This window comes from Parafrankia sp. BMG5.11, from assembly GCF_004337455.1.
This window is the reverse complement of the sequence record NZ_SJXI01000057.1, coordinates 49,542-65,957: the sequence shown is the minus strand read 5'-3', so window position 1 is coordinate 65,957 and position 16,416 is coordinate 49,542. Positions and strand designations below refer to the sequence as shown.

Genomic DNA, 16,416 nt, shown 5'->3' with positions numbered 1-16,416 from the left:
TAAGAGGGAGAGAGGGAGAACGCCGGAAGCGGCGGTTAGAGGGGGATGCCGAGCTTGTGGAGGCCCTGGCGCAATAGCCGGTACTTGACCAGCGAGACGACCGTGGACCTGCCGCCACCCATCACGGTGCGCATCACGGTGGATTGCAGGCGGATCGCGACATACATCAGCCCGGCGGCGGTCAGGATGTTGCCCAGGCTGTCCGCGACGCCGATCGGGTGGAACCCGCCGTCATCGCTGGCGAACAGCACCCGCACACCCAGCACGAGCAGCACCGACTGGCCGACCTGCACCGCCAGACAGCCCGCCGTCGCCCGCCAGTACAGGTTCGCGACGTGCTCCGTCCACGGCAGGCCCCGACAGATCAGCATCAGCGGACCGGTGACCGCCAGGCCCATCAGCACGATCACCCGGATCACCCAGCCGACGAGCAGCATCACGATCATCCCGACCACGCCGACCAGCAGCAGGACCAGGAAGATGCCGTGCACCCGCCCGGCCGCCAGCACCGTCAGCAGATCACCGAACGCCCCACTGGCGTCGAACCCACCCATGTTCGTAAAGGCACGGGACAGCGCGTTCGCGGCGTCGATCGACCAGCCGATCAGCGGCAGGCTCAGATTCGCCTCCCCGAACCCGAGGATCATCCGGGGCAGCATCTCTTTCGCGGTGGCGCGGGTCTGCACGCTGTCGTAGCCCATCGCCGCGACCCCACCCGCCATCAGCACCAGCAGCATCACACTGTTCGCAAGGACCACGCTGCCCGCCCACAGCTGGCGGATCCGCGGCTGCTCCGTCACATCCGGAGTGCTCAGGATGGTCTGGCCGAGCAGGCGCACGACCGGCTCCAGCGCCGCCTCGACGAGCCCTTCGAACCAGCCGTTGATCGCCCGCAGGATCCGCCCGGGGATATCCGCCCAGCCGAACAGCGTGCCCACCACTCCCCCACCACCGCCGTCACCATCCAGGGCGGGGGCGGTCGGTGCCGGCTCCGCGGACGGTGGCGCTGGCACCTGTCCCGGCACCGTGGTCGGCGCCGGTGCCTCCTCGGAGCCCTCGGGGGAGGGCCCGCCGGAGGGAGTGGGCGCATCCCCGCCGGAGGGGGCCGGCACGACCGGGGGGACCTGTGGGCGGGGGGCGGCGGGTTCCACCCGCTGCGCCGGAGCGCCCGCCGGAGCCGGTGCGGCGGGCGATGGTGCCGGTGCGGCCGGGACCGCGGCCTGCGCCCCCACCACCCCCACCGACGCCACCAGCACACCCGCACCCACCGTCAGCACGCAGCCGACCACCCCGACCCGCCACCCCCACACCCGGGGCCGTCGCGGCTTCCGCCCTGGCCGGAGCATCAGGCGCCGACCACCGATCGCAACGCCTTCAACACCAACGGCGCCAGGACCGCGAGGCCGTACCCGATCGCCGCGTTACGGAACGCGCCTTTCGCGCGCTCCACCTCCCCGGGATCACCATTCGCGCTCCCATACCGCGCCGCCCCGAGAGTGAAGAAAAACGTCGCGACCGTGGCAAGGATGCCCATCAGCCAGTTCCTCGCGTTGTTCAACACCGTGTTCAGATCCGGAGCGGTCGACACCGGCGCCGGCGGCGGAGGCGCCTGCTGCCCCGTCACGACCGCCGCCGCCCCCGCCACATCGGACAGCACGACCAGCACGACCACAACGACCACGCACCCGACCGCGAGCCGCAGCAAATCCCCACGCCGCCGCCCTCGCCGCGGCGACCGCTCCACCGCGACACCGCCGGCCCCCAGGAGCAGGATCGTCAGCGAGCCGGCCAACACCGCGCAGCCCACCCGGGCCAGGTCCCCCACCGACCCGCACGGCACCAGCACCCCCGTCCCGCCCGGCGCCCCGCCGGGCTGCGCGAGTAGCCACCCCGCCGCGGCCAGCCCCCCGGCCACCGCCACCCACACCGTGGGAGGAGGAACCGATCCCCGCAGGCGGCGCACCGCGCTGCCCGCGGTGCGTACAGCCCTGCCCGTCTGCCGGAGCAGGGTGCGGCCTCGGCCCGTCATCGGCCCTCACCGGTCCCCGGGCCGACCCGGCCGGCCGCGACCGCGGCCACCAGGTCCCGTTCCGCCCGGCGGCGGCGCACCGCCAGCTCCTCCCCCGGGGTACGGCCCCGCGCGGACAACTCCGCCAACGCCACCCCCCGCACCCGGTTCGCCACCAGCAACCGCGCGTCCACCGGGCTGATCACCGCCCGTTCGCTCGCCTGCGCCAACAACCACCGCGCGTCCAGCCACGGCCAGCGCGGCACCGCGTCCACCACCGGCACCTCCACCCCGCGCCTGCGGTAAGACGCCGCCTCCACCAGCCCCCCGCGGAACGCCCCGAACACCAACCGCATCGGGATTCCCCGCGCCCCGGCAGGCAGCCCGGACAGCACATCGATAAAGCCGGTCAGCACCTCCGCGTCGAGATCGGCGATGTCGCCGCGGTAGGCCGGGGCCAGGCTGGCGGCGATATGCCGCAGCGCCGGCATCGCCATCCCCACCGCCGCCACCTTCCACGCATCCACCTCCCGCAACGCGAGGAGAAACGCCCACACCGCCTGCCGCGTCGCCACCGACGTCTGTGGCCGGGCCAGTTCCACCCGCAATTCCCGCAGGCCGAACCAGCGGTCCGCCATGCCCGGGACATCGGCGCCGTTCACCCCCAGCCCGCCCGGGGATTCCGTCAGGGTCAGGAAGGCCGACTCGACCCGATCCAACGATGATTCCGCCGTGTTCCCAAAGTCGTGTACCGCCATGGGTGGACTCCCGTCCGTGAGGCCCTGTGTTCCGGTCGACCCCAAGGACGCCACACCCCATCTGACGGTGATCTGACACTCATCCACGCCCAGGTCAGCGCGGCGAAGATGCGTCCGGACGCGACCTGACGGTGATCTGACACTGATCTGACTCTGATCAGAAACATCGCCGCGAACCCTGCAGATGATCAGAGTCAGATCTGTGTCAGATCACCGTCAGACGCCCTGGACTTCACTCGGACCCGAACAGCCACCCGAACACCAGCGCCCCTATTCCGGCAGCTGCGTGTATCGACATCCCGCGTGGAGGAACCGAGTGTCCAAACCCCGTGCCACCCGAACCGATCAGCCGCGGATCATTCCGCTCACTGTCTGGCCCACCATCACCCCGGGAATCCCCGGATCTCTGCCCGCCGATGCCGCGGCCCGCGCCATCGCGACCTTCAGCAACACCGGAGATCTCGTTATCGGTATCGACGACGCCGGAATCCTAATCGGCGCCGCCGACTACCTCCAGCGCCGATACCTCGCACTCCACCGCACCCCCCGGCCCGCCGCCACCCCGAATCTCACGCACTGCCGGGAACGCGACGCCGGACTCATCATCGACCACCCGCCCATGGCCGGTCCGGAGAGCCTTCTTTCCGACCTGAGCATGCTCGCGGGAATACTCCGCCCGGGGGGATACCTCCTCACCGTCCACACCCCCACCGGCGGGGAGAACGACCCGCTCGCGGACACCATCACCGCCGCCCGCGCCACCGGCCTGCGCTACCTCCAACACATCATCATCCTCACCAGCCCCATCCACGGCGACGAACTCCACCCCCCGGCGGAAATCTCCTCCGACCACGGGATGCTGGAGCCCGTCCACACCGACCTGGCCGTGTTCACCCGACCCGGTGGTGCGCGTGGCTGACCGGCACACACCCGTTCCGCTCACCGTCTGGGCGGTGTCGCAGACCCACCCCCGATTCCAGCGGCTACACCGCTACACCCCCGAATCCATGGCGCACCCCGCCCGCATGCTGCCCGCCCTCGCCCGCCACATCATCACCACCTTCACCAAGCCGGGTGATCTCGTCGTGGACCCCATGTGCGGCATCGGAACCACCCTCGCCGAAGCCGCACACCTCGGCCGCCACGCCCTCGGCATCGAATACGAACCCCGCTGGGCCGCGATAGGCCGTGCCAACGCCACCCTCGCCCGCACCCACGGCGCCACCGGCACCATCCAGCTCATCACCGGTGACTCCCGCCATCTGCCCGCCCTCGCTCCCGAGGGCATGCGGGGGAAGGCCGCGCTGGTCCTCACCTCACCGCCGTATGGGAAAGCCACCCACGGCGCGGTCGACGCCGACCAGGTACACGGGGTCCGGAAACGCGACTACACCTACAGCAATCGGCGGGGAAACCTCGCCGCCGCCGACCTAGACGAACTCCTCACGGGATTCACCGACATTCTCACCGGCGCCGCAGCACTTCTCCGCCCCGGTGGACTGGTCGCGATCGCGGTCCGCCCCTACCGCCAGGACGGTGAGCTCATCGACCTCCCCGGCGCCATCCTGCACAGCGCCAGCGGGGTCGGCCTGGTCCGCGCGGGGCGCGCCGCAGCCCTCCTCGCCGGCCTCCGTGAGGACCGCCTGGTACCCCGCACGACCTTCTTCGCGCTCCACAACGCCCGCACCGCCCACGCCGCCGGCATCCCCCTCCACGCCACCGCCCACGAGGACATTCTTCTACTCAGATCCGCCCAGTAAGACCTGATAGGGCGCTGACCTGCGCACACGTGATCTGACGGTGATCTGACACAAGTTGCACACGCAACATCAGTCAGATCACCGTCAGATCAGAGTCAGATCACCGTCAGATCGCTGTCGGGTCCCGCGCCGCCCCGGGCCGCCCCCCTCGTCGCCCGATCGGTGCGAGCGAGGCCCCTCGGGGGTGCCTGGGGCGGCGCGGCACCCCCCGCTCGATCCCGGGCGTCCTCGGAATCCTTCCGCGCCCGCCGCGGAGTCTTCCCAGGCCCGGCCAGAGGAGAACCCACGCGTCCTCGCGAGGAGCCGAGTGAAAACGTGGACCGCACAGGACATAGAACGACTCGGCGCGACGATCAGCATCGTCGTCGCCGGTGAAATCCTGGGAATAGGCCGGACGAAAGCCTACGAACTCGCCGCCCGCAACGAATTCCCCGTCCCCGTTCTCCGCGTCAAGGGCCGATACCAGGTCCCGACCGCAGCCCTGAAACACCTTCTCGGAATTCGTAAAGAAAATGGTGGATCGGCTTGACAGGAACCGAAACGGCGAGCCTGAATCGGATACGGCGCCGGACGGCATATTCGATTATCCGGCCGGGCGGCGCCCTACCCTTCATATTCTTCTGCTGGAGTGCCCGTGACGAGCCCCATGGCTAACCCGAACGGAACTACTTACAAACGGTGTAGCTGCCGAGACCCCCAGACCGGTCGGCAGCTGGTGAACAGGTGTCCGAAGCTGCGGAGGAAGAACGGGGCCTGGCATTCTAGCCACGGCACCTGGGCCTACCGCATTGACCTTCCGCCCGCCGGCGGTCGGCGCCAGGAGGCCCGCCGGTCCGGCTTGGCCACGCGCGACCAGGCTAACGCCGAGATCAGGAGCATCCAGGATCTCCTGGCCATTCCTGGCAGTGACAGTCATGGGGTCGGCCAGATCCGGACGCTCATCCTCGACGCGCTCAAGGCCGGCGATCCGTTGCCGGACCCCGCGGTCGTGAAGGAGCGGTACCGGCGCCGCGCGGACCTCAACCCACAGATCACTGTCGCGGACTGGTTGAACACCTGGCTGGCGGGACGGCGCACCATCCGGCGATCCACCCGCGAAGGCTACGAGATAACGATCCGCATGCACCTGGTGCCCTTCATCGGGGATATCCGTCTCGATCAGCTGACCGTCGGTCATCTCGATGACCTGTTCGACCGGATCGACATCCGTAACGAAACGATCCGGCGGATCCGCGCCGGGAAAGACCCCGAACTCCGCGCAAGGTTCAAGGGCCAGAAAGTCACCAGCGACGCCTACAAGCAGCGGATCCGCGCCACCCTTCGCGCCGCGCTCAACCACGCCATCCGCATCGGACTGATCACGTTCAATCCTGCGGCCTGGGTGGAGCTACCCTCCGGGAAACGCCCCAAGGCACTGCTGTGGACGAAGGAACGCGCCGCCCGCTGGCAGGCCACCGGCGAGATCCCCTCGACCGTGATGGTCTGGACTCCCGCCCAGACCGGCGCTTTCCTCGACCACGCCGAATCACGGAACGACCGGTACTACGAGCTGTATCACCTCATCGCCCACCGCGGTCTTCGCCGCGGGGAGGCCTGCGGCGTCCACTGGACCGACCTCGACCTCGACGAGGCCAACCTCACCATTCGCTGGCAAATCACCCAGCACGGCGCCGACACCGAAATGGGCGCCCCGAAGTCCGACGCCGGAGACCGGCAGATCTCCCTCGACACCGACACCGTCACCGTTCTCCGTCACCGCCGCGCCCGCCAGAACGCCCACCGGCTCTCCCACGGTGAGCACTGGACCGACAACGGTCTCGTCTTCACCGAACCCAACGGCGCGCCTCTCATCCCCGACGATGTCACCTCCCATTTCAAGGAGCTCGTCACCGCCGCCGGTCTGCCCCCCGTCCGCCTCCATGACCTGCGTCACGGCGCCGCCACCCTTGCCCTCGCGGCCGGCGCCGATATCAAAACCGTCCAGGAACTCCTCGGACACGCCAGCATCGCGATCACCGCCGACACCTACGCCCACATCCTCCCCGAACTCGCCCGCGAAGTAGCCGAGAACGTCGCCCGCCTCATCCCCCGACAGAAAACCGCACCCACCATCAAGGCATAGCCGCACAGTGCTGATGGCCGGGCAACGTCACGTTGTCCGGCCATCAGCGCGTCGGAGGACACCCGGCAGCCCGCGTCGCCGAGGCGTGTGGGCTACTCGACCACCTGGCCAGGCTGCGCCGGCCGGACCGCGGTCCACGCCCTGCGGCTGGCCTTCCGACCTGCCGTTCGCTTGCGGGACGCGACCTGGCACGCCCGGCAGCGCGTCGTCGTATGGCGCCCCCGGGATGGGGCCAGAACGAGCGACCCACCGTTCCGCCCCAGTCTCTCCGAGGCGGCGGTACGGGTTCACACCGCCGACGATCCCGACGGGTCCAGGCCACGGCACGACGAAAGACCGAACTGATGCCGAGCCGGGATGCCAGGCAAACACGCTAGGATGGCGTGCTGGCGACCTGCCGGAGGGTGCCGTCAGCAACCCGCCCGACATGGGCCACGCCGGCGAGCAAGGGAAGACAGCGGCAGAGAACCCGCATCCACTGTCACGGCATGGACACCAGGAACCAGCGCACCGATGCCGCCATGTCCGCGTTTCGAGCCCGCCATCGGCCCTGGCGGCACCATGAACGTCCGATCCCACCCCGCGGTGGCCATGGGGGTGGGATGGCGGACCGGCCACCGTCAACCGGCGCGCGCCGTTCTTGCCACAGTCCAGCAACCCGGGACCGCCGATAGTAACGGAACGTAACCGCCCTAGGGGCGGCGTCGCGACCGCAGATCCCGACCCAGCCACCCAAAGAGGACGCCCCACCGATGATCGTTCTGAGCACGACCCTGCCGAATGCGCACACAATGCGCACACAAACCCGGCTTGATCTTGTCGAAATGATCTTTGACTTTGTAAAACCGCAGGTCAGGGCCTATTTTTCTGGAGCCGGCGAGGGGACTCGAACCCCTAGCCGCTCGATTACAAGTCGAGTGCGCTACCAATTGCGCCACGCCGGCCAGCGGTCCCACGATACCGGACGGCTCCCGCGCCTCGGGCGATCGCAAGGCATCGCGCCCTCCAGCGTTGGCCGCCCACCCGACAGTGGACGATCTTGCTGGACGCGACCCCGCCGGCGCCCCTGACAGGGAGACCGGGCCTCTCGATCATCCCCTGCGTCCGGCTCCAGCGTGGTCGTGTCCAGTTGCGCAGGTCAGGGCGGCATTCTGGAGCCTTTCGTGGTCCCCGGCGGAAATCAGCACAGTAAGAGGTGGCTTCCCCGCTATGATTCCGCCGTACCCGCCGCACCAGCGGGTCGGAGGGGGATGGACGTACGGTGCAAATGGAAACGACGACCGTGATGGTCGTGGATCTTGTGGGTTCGACCCGCGCCATCGCGTCGGTACCGCAGATGCGCATGGATGAGCTCATGGCCGAGGCTGTCCTACCGATTCGCCGGGTTGTCGAGGAGACCGGCGGGGAGATCATCAAGTTCACCGGCGACGGCTACATGACGGCTTTCCGGTCGGCCACCCGTGCGCTTCACGCTGCCGCCCAGATCGCCGATCTGTTCATCGCCGGCCCACGGCTGCCGATCGGCGAGTGGCTCGAGGGCTGTCGGGTCGCTATCCACACCTGCGACACGACCAGGTTCGAGGATGACCTGCTCGGCGAGGGTGTCGTCGTCCCGGCGCGGATGGAGAAGTACGTTCCGACGAACGCCGTGTACGTGACGTCGACCGTCCGCGATGCCGCGAAGTCGGCGGAGTTCGACTTCGAGCCGGTCAGCGAGCTCGTCCTCGGGGGGATACCGCGTCCCGTCCAGGTCCACCGCCTTGTTACCGAACGCTATCGCGGCATCGAGCGCGGCACCTTCCTCACGGTGACCGATCTGGTCGGTTTGAACGCACTTGCGGCACGGGTTTCGTTGACCGCGTTGAACGAACGGCTTCGGGACTGGGTCTCTATTCACCGCGAAGCGCTGGGCGCGACCCGGGGCCGACTCCGGTCCGTCGCCGGTGACAATGTGTTGTCCACGCACGGCAGCGCGGACGAGGCGGTGAGTTTCCTCCTCACGCTCGACCATCTGGCGCGCGCTCGGAGAATTGCCAGTGACGACGGCCGGCCTCCGTTCACGTTCAGCGCGGTCATCGCGCACGGGGATCTCTTCGTCCCCGATTTCGGGCTGGCCGGCCCGCTGGTGAGCAGCACCTGCCGGACGTTGCAGGTCCTCGAACCCGGAACGAAGATCATCACGGACGGGGTCTTCCATGGCCTCACGTCGGAGCGGGGTGCCTTCGGCCCCGAGTTGGCCCCCGTCCCGGGCGGCCTCAAGGATGGCTACCGCCTGCTCATACATCCCGGAAGCAGCCTCGCGGACGGAGACGGCGAGCCGCTCGCCGCGGGGTGACCACCACCGCGAGGCTCCGACGGCCCCGGTAGACGACCCGTGTCCGGTGATCCACCGAGGCCCCGGGCCTGTGTTTCCAACCGCGTACATATTCAGGGCCACACATGATTTTCCGGCCCGGTACCGTGACGGATCAGCTCAGGCCCGCGGCCAGAAGGGCACCAATGAACAGACATCCAATATGTAGTGACTGATCGGCCAGGTAAATTCCGTTGAGGCCGCCGCTTTTCAGCTCGGCGAATCGGGCCGCTCCCGATCGGCGCAGCAGCCAGCGTACCGGCCACCTACGGTCGATAAACCCGTGCGTGACGATGGACCAGCCCAGCGCGGCTATCGCACCCGGAAGACGCAGTGGTACGTCGATAATCAGGAGACTCGCCAGGGCCGCAGCGACGCACAGATGGTAAGCGAATAGATGACCGGTCATGGCGCGGGCGGCGGGCCATCCGCGCCCGCCCTTCTCGGTCGCCTGTCGATCCGTCTGCGCGACATGATCACCTAGGTGATGGCCCGTAAATAAAGCAATGAACGCGGCACAGAACACCGTGGCATCAGTCATCGACGTGGCCCCCTCCCGCCGAAATAACAGTAGGGCACACCACGGCAGAAGATCGGGACTTCGGGCCGGAAGCGGCGATTTACGACGCTCCAGGCTGGCGCCCCGGGCAGCCAGCCGCTCGCACGTCCCACCCCCGGCCAGGAGGACAACGACACCGGGCCGGGTCCGCGTCCTCGAAATTTCGGAACATCCGCCATGGATAGGGCAAAAGCCCCGCTCCCGTATGACCCGGGAACACCCCGACCACAAAACTGTGGCGGGTGAGTGAGTCCATGGACTCACTCACCCGCCACACATCGAGCGGCAGTGCCTCCAGCCGGCGGGTGTGATCGTTACCAGGTGATGGGCGTGGTTGTCACCGGGTGGCGGTGGAGGTGACCGGGCCGGAGAACAGGACGTTCCCGTTCAGGTCGTAGCCGGTCGCCGTTCCGGTGGAGCTGAACGCGTCCCGGCTGCTGAAGGTGGCCGAATGCCGGATGTCGATGGAACCGACCACCGTTCCGTTCGGGCCGGGCAGGGTCCGGACGAAGGAGTAGGTGAAGGTCTTCGATCCGGTCGAGTGCCAGGAACCCCAGAAGGTCCCGCTCGGCGTGGCGACGGCGAAGCGGCTCTTCGGCAGGAACAGCATCTGGACCGACTCGGTGGCGCCGAGTGCCGTCGTGGCCGTGCCCGTCCAGTAGCCCACCGGGCTGTAACCGCCGCCATGGGAGGTCGTGCTCGCGGCTCCGGCGACCGGCGCCACGCCGACCGCCAGGGCGAGCGTGCCCGCCAGAGCCGCCAGCAACAGCGCCGCCCGCGTGGAGGCGAGACGGACGCGAGGTCGCAACATACAGGTTCTCCTTTGCCGTGGACATCAAGGTGCCTGAACACCGCCGACCGGCTTGAAGAAGCCCTGGAAACACGGTTCCGCGTGCGCGCTCAGGCGGCGCCGCGCACGTGCGCGTATCCGGGACCAGGAAACGGGACACCACCCCCCCGGCCGTGGTGTTGGGGGTTCGTGCCGGCATTGCTGGCAAGAACCCCCGACCACACGGCTGGTAGGACCCGTCGGTTACGGGACTGGGAAGCGGAACTCCGACGGAAAGCAACTGAAACCGGAGACATCGTCACCCAGGCAGAATGCGTGTGTCCAGTCCCCCGAGGGCGGATCGACCACACGCCAGTCGGCGCCGACCCAGCTCACCCCAACCCGCATCGTCGTCGTGACCGCGTCGCCGCCGTCCACAGAACGGGTGAGAAGGTATCGAATCGCCGCTTTCCTGGACGAATAGCGCTCGACTTCCCATCCGATGATCTGCACCTGGTACCAGGAGGTACCACTCGGCCCGCTCCCACCCCCCGGGACGGGCTTTCCGCCGACCGCGCCGGCCGCGCCCCCAAAACCACCAAAACCCCCAAAACCGCCAACGCCCGTGGCGCCGACGGTGGAGGTCGCCCGGTGCGCAAGGTTGATCGCGGCGATGACGGCACCCAACGGTGAGCGCTCGAATCCCGCGACGACGTGCTCGCCCAGCACCCGCGGACCGGCGGAACGGCTGCACGGCAGCCGTGCGCCGTCCGCGTGGTCATAGAAGAAGACGTCGGCCATGGTGACGGCCCGATATCTCGTCCAGGTGCGGAGCAACAGGTAGGTGGACACCCCGAAGACGACCGCGGCCTCGGTCGTCAGCAGGAGGAGGGTCATACGATTCCCCCAGGCGCGATCTCCCGGCAGCCGGCGGCCGGTGGCAGGTCGGCCGGTGGCAGATCGGCGAGCTCGGGATGCCGGTCCGAGCCGGCGGCCATCCGGGCCGCGGCGAGCAGGGCCCGGGCGACCTGCGCCCATTCGCTGCTGTCACCGCCGACGGCGCCCCGGATCGTCTCCAGGCTGTGCAGTTCGTGGGAGAGCCCGCCGGCCACGTAGGCCGGCATCCGCACCATGACTGCGGGGCGCTGGCTGTTCGGCGGATCCTCCACCTCGATGGGATGCTCCCAGTCGACATAGATCTCCATTTCGACGCCGGGTACCCGGCTTTTGCGCGGACGCGGCGCGTCGAGGTCATGGCTGGGCATGTCCACCTCCTGGCGTCCCCCCGGCTGGTCAATCCGCTTTCCTGGTCGGGCCGGGCCCATCATGGCTCGTCCGGCAGGTCGCCGGAGAGAGCCAGTTCCAGTGCGTGGCGCACGAGATGGACCAGGGTCGTCTGCGCGCTGTCCGGGCGCCGGGCGTCGCAGTACATCAGCGGCCGGTGCGGCGCCAGGTCCGCCGCGTTGCGGACCATGGGCAGCGGGTACTCGTAGGTGTTCGCGTCGAACCGGTTGACGGCCACCAGGAACGGGACCCGGCGGTTCTCGAAGAAGTCGATGGCGGGAAAGGAGTCTGCCATCCGCCGGGTGTCGACGAGAACGACCGCGCCGATCGCGCCGCGGACGAGCTCGTCCCACATGAACCAGAAGCGGTCCTGGCCGGGCGTGCCGAACAGGTAAAGGATGATGTTGTTGCTGAGCGTGAGACGGCCGAAGTCCATGGCGACCGTGGTGGTCGTCTTGCCGTGCACGGCGCTGGTGTCGTCGACGCCGAGGCTGGCGCTGGTCAGCGCCGCCTCGGTGGTGAGCGGCTCGATCTCGCTCACCGACCCCACGAACGTCGTTTTTCCTACTCCGAACCCACCGGCGACGAGAACCTTGACCGCGGTGGGCGCCCGCTTAGAGACGGGTGAGACCATGCAGAACCCTCCGTAGGAGTTCCGGACTGGGCCGATCTGGATTTTCGGGGCGGTGGACGGAGACCATTCCGTCGCGCGCCATGTCGTCGATGAGGACCCGAACCACCATCAGTGGCAGCTTGAGCCTGGCGGAGATCTCGGCGATCGAGTGGATTCGCATGCACAGGATCGCGATGTCGTGTTCCTCGGGGGCGAGCCGGCCGCGCCGCCGGATCGCCGCCATTCCCGAATCGGTCGTCGCGACCAGCGCGACGAGCTCCAGCGGGACGGCGGGCGCGGTGCGCCCCCTGGTCACCGCGTAGGGACGGACCAGCGGCTCGGACTCATCCCAGCTATCGCCCAGTCCTGTTGACCCGGACCAGTCGCCAGCCACCCTGTTCCACCTCCCTGCGTGACGCGGTGCGAGTTCAGGACGGAAGGGCAGCCCGCATCTGGTTGCGCAGCTCGGGGGTCAGGAACCTGCCGGCCCGGCTGACGAGATGGGCCATCTCGTAGGCGATCTGGCCGACGTCGGCGTCGGCCCTGCTGGAGACCGCCAGGCAGGCGCTGTGGCCCACGGCGGTGATGAACAGGTAGCCGTTCTCCATGTCGACCATGGTCTTGTTGACCTGGCCCCAGCCGTGCTGCCGCGCCGCGCCGCGGGCCAGCGCGTCGAATCCGGAGGCGACCGCCGCGAGCTGGTCGGCCGCGGCCCGGTCGATGCCGGTGGAGGTGGCCAGCAGCAGGCCGTCGGAGGACAGGACGACCGCGCAGAGGATGTCGGGGACCGTCTCGCGAAGTCGGTCGAGCAGAAAGGACAGGTCAGGCTGTCGGGGCATGGCTCATCTCCCGTCGAGGTCGTCGGCGTCGCGCATGCCGCGGTCGAAAGCGGTGGTGAAACGCTGGGCGAGCGCGCGGGCGGCTTCGGGGTCGGGCGCGCTGGCGGCCTTCTGCGGCAGCCGCTCGCCGGCGGGGTCGTCGCGCAGGCTCTTGGCGAGGTGCGCGCCGCGCTGCCGGCGCGGCAGGTCCTCGAGCCGCGGGTGTCCGCCGGGGCCGGGCGGGCCGGCCAGCGCCTCGGCGCCGTCGTGGCCGCGCAGCGGGCCGAACAGCGGATCGAACAGTCCGCCGTCCGCCAGGTCCGCGGCGCTGTGTGCGGCCATCCCGCCGGGACGTCCCTCGGGCCGGCGGCGCGGCGCGGCGTCGAGACCACCGTCGACGAAACCACGTCCGAGACCACCGTCGAGCCCGTCGTCGAGGCCGCCATCGAAGCCCCTGTCGAGGCGCAGGCCGCGTGGGTCCTCGAGCTGCCGGTCGGCCAGGTCGCCGCCGTGGCCGCCGGCCGCGCGGGCGTCGCCGTACCGGCCGGCGCGGGAGTCCGGCCCGTAACCGGTGGCCCGGGGATCGTCGCCGTACCGGCCGGCGCCGGTGTCGCTGCCGGGACCTCCGGTGCGGGGATCGTCCTGATAACCGCTGCCGCCGGGGTCGCCGCGGTAGCCATTGTCGCGGGCGTCACCGCCGTAGCCGGCCTGGCGCGCCTCGGCACCGTAGCCACCGTCGCGGCCATCGTGCGGGTCACGGGGGTCACGGGGGTCACGGGGGTCACTGCCGTAGGCGGCCGCGCGCGGGTCCTCCCCATAGCCCGCCGGGCGAGGGTCCTCCCCGTAACCCACCGCACGCGGGTCCTCCCCATAGCCTGCCGCGCGAGGGTCCTCCCCATAGCCGGCACCGCGGGGGTCGCCGTGCTGGCCACCGAACCTGTCGTCGCTACCACCGGAACGAGCCTCGCCAGGACGAACCTCTCCGGGACGGGCGTCGCCGCCACCGGGGCGGACGTCGTCGGCGGCCTCGGGCCGCAGGCGGGCGGACGCCCGGTGCGGAACCGCCGCGACCGCTCCGGCCAGCGCGAGCTCCTCGGCGGGGGTGGGCCCGGCCCGACGTCCACCGCGATCGCCCGGCGCGCCGGGACCAGTTCCGCTGCCGCCGCCGGCACCTCCGCCGTACACGGAGCCGCCCGCCGCGAGCGCCGCCGGCTGCCGGCCGCCGTTCGACCCGGCGGCCGGCAGCGATGCGGCCTGATGCGGGATCTCGGTGTGGATGAGCCCGGCCGGGATGATCGTGACGACGTGGACGCCCCCGTACACGCTGGGCTTGAACCGCACGGCGATCCTGTGCCGGGCGGCCAGCCGGGCGACGACGAACAGGCCGATCTGGCTGCCCTGCGTCGAGGCCTCGAACGGCGGCGGGTTGGCCATCCGGTGGTTGGTCGAGGCGTAGGAGGCCGGGTCGAGGCCGACGCCGCGGTCCTCGATCTCCACCGTCCAGCCCTGGCCGACGCGGCTGGCCTGCACGGTCACCGGGGTGTCGGGTGGGGAGAAGGCGGTGGCGTTCTCGATGAGCTCGGCGAGCATGTGGGTCAGGTCGCCGACGGCCGAGCCGACGATCTCGACGTCCGACGTCGGCAGGTGCACGTGTACCCGGGTGTAGTCCTCGACCTCGCTGGCCGCCGCGCGCAGCACCTGGACCAGGCGCACCGGCCCGCGGAAGGTGCGTCCCGGCTGGCCGCCGGCGAGGACGATCAGGCTCTCCGCCAGCCGCCGCATGCGGGTGGCCTGGTGGTCGACGCCGAACAGGCGGGTGAGGATCTCGCCGTCCTGCTGGTCGCGCTCGAGCTCGTCGATCAGCCGGAGCTGGCGCTGGATCAACCCCTGGGTGCGTCGGGCGAGCGTCTGCAGGATGGCGCCGACACTGCGGCTCTCCGCCACCTCGTAGGCCGCCGACACCGCGGACGAGTAGGTCACGTTGAAGGCACGGGCGACGTCGCCGATCTCGTCGCCGGCCGCGGTGGCGAAGGCCGGCGGCTCGGCGGCCGGGTCGATGGGATGTCCCTGCCTCAGCTTCGAGGTGACCGCGGGCAGCCGCCGCTGGGCCACCTCGAGCGCGCCGGACCGCAGCGCGCGCAGCGCGCCGACCAGCCTGGTCGCGACGCCGACGGACACCGCGATCGACAGGGCGACCACGCCGGCGGCGAGCAGACCGGAGAGCAGGGCGCTGCGCAGCGCGGCGTCGGCGAGCGAGGCGCTGCGGTGCTCCAGGTCGTCGACGACCTGCCGCTGCACCTTGCGGAGCTGCTCGCTCTTCGCGCCGCTCGCCGTCGCCCACGCGGTGAAGTCGATCCGCTCGCCGCGCAGCACCCGGTCGCGCAGGTCGGTGACGGGGTTCAGCGTCGGGCCGACGACGGAGTCGTACAGGGCGAGCTGCTCGGGGGTGGCGGACGACCGGAACTGGGTCATCCACGCCGCCTCGGCGCCGATCGCCGACTGGACCCGGGTGGCGCTGTCGGGCACCGCGCCGCCGAGCACGGCCGCCGCCGAGACGTACCCGTACTGCTGGCTGATCGCCTCGCTGGCCCGGGAGACCGCGGACAGTGCGGTGGCCCCGCGCACGACCTCGGTGTCCTCGCTGCCGATGCCGACCATGGCGGCGCCGACGTCCAGCCAGGAGGAGATCATCTGGTTGAAGGTGACGGTTCCCGGGCCGGGCTGGAGGGTCTGCGCGTCGACGCCGGCGCGCACCGTGGCGAGCCCGGCCATCTGGTTCCGCGCGGCGCCGACTGCGTCCCGGACCTGGTTGCGCGGGCCCGCCGGCAGTTCGTCGGCCGTCTCGGTGACGGTTGCGAGGGCCTCGTCGACCGGGCTGCGCGCGCTCGTCGAGCGGGCGGCGAACTCCCGTTCCCGGTAGCCGGAGCCGACCAGGCTGGAGACGGCGTACCGCTCGGCCTGCAGGGCGTAGACAAGATCGTTGACGTGGATGAGGAACCGGGCGGCGGTCCTGGTCTGGTCGCTCGCGCGCTGGGCCGCGAGCTGGCCGGTCACGACCCAGCTACCGAAGCCGACCAGGGCCAGCAGTGGCAGGAGCAGGACCAGAGTGATCTTGTACCGGATGGGCCAGTTCCGCACTCCGCCACCTCTCGTCGGGGACGCGGGGGTCCTCGAGACATCCAGTCGGCCGACGGGACCGGGGGGCGGCAGGAGGGGAGTAACCGCGCCCGGCTGCGGACGCACTGGGTGGCATGGCGACCTCGCCCCGGCGCCAACAGCCACCGAGAACGACGCTGAGCAGCTGTTCCGATCCCGTCGGCAATCAGGACGCTAACCGTGAGAGGTGCTCTACCGGAAGAGTAATCATGTGAC

Annotated in this window: 16 protein-coding genes and 1 tRNA gene; 5 read left to right on the top strand and 12 right to left on the bottom strand. The window is 70.1% G+C overall.

Annotation, left to right across the window (positions count from 1 at the left end; genetic code table 11):
* Positions 1–35: 35 nt before the first annotated feature.
* The 3 genes from E0504_RS32740 to E0504_RS32730 form a co-directional block, all read right to left on the bottom strand.
* Complete coding sequence (locus tag E0504_RS32740; protein ID WP_243657725.1) at positions 36–1,277, bottom strand: hypothetical protein; 1,242 nt, start codon at positions 1,275–1,277, stop codon at positions 36–38.
* A 68-nt stretch (positions 1,278–1,345) separates the two neighbouring features.
* Entirely contained in the window at positions 1,346–2,029 is a 684-nt protein-coding gene (locus E0504_RS32735) for a pilin (RefSeq protein WP_131626510.1), read from the bottom strand.
* A complete protein-coding gene (locus E0504_RS32730; protein ID WP_243657724.1) occupies positions 2,026–2,727 on the bottom strand; it encodes a hypothetical protein in 702 nt (233 codons plus the stop codon). The genes E0504_RS32735 and E0504_RS32730 overlap by 4 nt, the downstream gene beginning before the upstream one ends.
* 355 nt (positions 2,728–3,082) lie before the next feature.
* Between E0504_RS32730 and E0504_RS32725 the strand changes: the two genes are divergently transcribed.
* The 4 genes from E0504_RS32725 to xerC all read left to right on the top strand — a co-directional run bounded on the left by E0504_RS32725 (position 3,083) and on the right by xerC (position 6,648).
* On the top strand, positions 3,083–3,685 hold the full coding sequence (locus tag E0504_RS32725) for a hypothetical protein (protein WP_131626508.1): 603 nt from the start codon (positions 3,083–3,085) through the stop codon (positions 3,683–3,685).
* Positions 3,672–4,526: a TRM11 family methyltransferase gene (locus E0504_RS32720; protein WP_131626507.1), complete on the top strand. Its 855-nt coding sequence runs from the start codon at positions 3,672–3,674 to the stop codon at positions 4,524–4,526. The genes E0504_RS32725 and E0504_RS32720 overlap by 14 nt, the downstream gene beginning before the upstream one ends.
* 307 nt (positions 4,527–4,833) lie before the next feature.
* On the top strand, positions 4,834–5,055 hold the full coding sequence (locus E0504_RS32715; RefSeq protein ID WP_131626506.1) for a DNA-binding protein: 222 nt from the start codon (positions 4,834–4,836) through the stop codon (positions 5,053–5,055).
* Positions 5,056–5,364: 309 nt separating this feature from the next.
* Positions 5,365–6,648 (top strand): tyrosine recombinase XerC, encoded by a 1,284-nt coding sequence (gene xerC / locus E0504_RS32710; protein ID WP_131626505.1) that lies wholly within the window; start codon positions 5,365–5,367, stop codon positions 6,646–6,648.
* Between the two features lie 868 nt (positions 6,649–7,516).
* On the opposite strand, the gene E0504_RS32705 is transcribed toward xerC, so the two are convergent.
* Positions 7,517–7,592 (bottom strand) — tRNA-Thr (locus tag E0504_RS32705).
* Positions 7,593–7,915: 323 nt separating this feature from the next.
* Here E0504_RS32705 and E0504_RS32700 point away from each other — a divergent pair.
* Positions 7,916–8,983, top strand: coding sequence for an adenylate/guanylate cyclase domain-containing protein (locus E0504_RS32700; protein ID WP_112108862.1), 1,068 nt, complete (start codon positions 7,916–7,918; stop codon positions 8,981–8,983).
* A 133-nt stretch (positions 8,984–9,116) separates the two neighbouring features.
* On the opposite strand, the gene E0504_RS32695 is transcribed toward E0504_RS32700, so the two are convergent.
* The 8 genes from E0504_RS32695 to E0504_RS32660 form a co-directional block, all read right to left on the bottom strand.
* Positions 9,117–9,542: a DUF3307 domain-containing protein gene (locus E0504_RS32695; protein ID WP_112108861.1), complete on the bottom strand. Its 426-nt coding sequence runs from the start codon at positions 9,540–9,542 to the stop codon at positions 9,117–9,119.
* Between the two features lie 355 nt (positions 9,543–9,897).
* Positions 9,898–10,371 carry a hypothetical protein gene (locus tag E0504_RS32690; protein ID WP_112104553.1) on the bottom strand — a complete coding sequence of 158 codons (474 nt, stop codon included), beginning with the start codon at positions 10,369–10,371 and terminating at the stop codon, positions 9,898–9,900.
* A 222-nt stretch (positions 10,372–10,593) separates the two neighbouring features.
* Positions 10,594–11,226: a hypothetical protein gene (locus tag E0504_RS32685; RefSeq protein WP_131626504.1), complete on the bottom strand. Its 633-nt coding sequence runs from the start codon at positions 11,224–11,226 to the stop codon at positions 10,594–10,596.
* Positions 11,223–11,594, bottom strand: coding sequence for a hypothetical protein (locus E0504_RS32680; RefSeq protein WP_131626503.1), 372 nt, complete (start codon positions 11,592–11,594; stop codon positions 11,223–11,225). Before E0504_RS32680 ends, E0504_RS32685 begins: the two co-directional genes overlap by 4 nt.
* A gap of 59 nt (positions 11,595–11,653) precedes the next feature.
* The gene (locus E0504_RS32675) at positions 11,654–12,247 is read right to left on the bottom strand and encodes an ATP/GTP-binding protein (protein ID WP_012157834.1); all 594 of its coding nucleotides are present in this window, start codon (positions 12,245–12,247) and stop codon (positions 11,654–11,656) included.
* Entirely contained in the window at positions 12,228–12,620 is a 393-nt protein-coding gene (locus E0504_RS32670) for a DUF742 domain-containing protein (RefSeq protein ID WP_012157833.1), read from the bottom strand. Before E0504_RS32670 ends, E0504_RS32675 begins: the two co-directional genes overlap by 20 nt.
* A 34-nt stretch (positions 12,621–12,654) precedes the next feature.
* Complete coding sequence (locus E0504_RS32665; protein WP_071065810.1) at positions 12,655–13,065, bottom strand: roadblock/LC7 domain-containing protein; 411 nt, start codon at positions 13,063–13,065, stop codon at positions 12,655–12,657.
* A 3-nt stretch (positions 13,066–13,068) separates the two neighbouring features.
* Positions 13,069–16,182, bottom strand: coding sequence for a nitrate- and nitrite sensing domain-containing protein (locus E0504_RS32660; RefSeq protein ID WP_131626502.1), 3,114 nt, complete (start codon positions 16,180–16,182; stop codon positions 13,069–13,071).
* Positions 16,183–16,416: the final 234 nt, after the last annotated feature.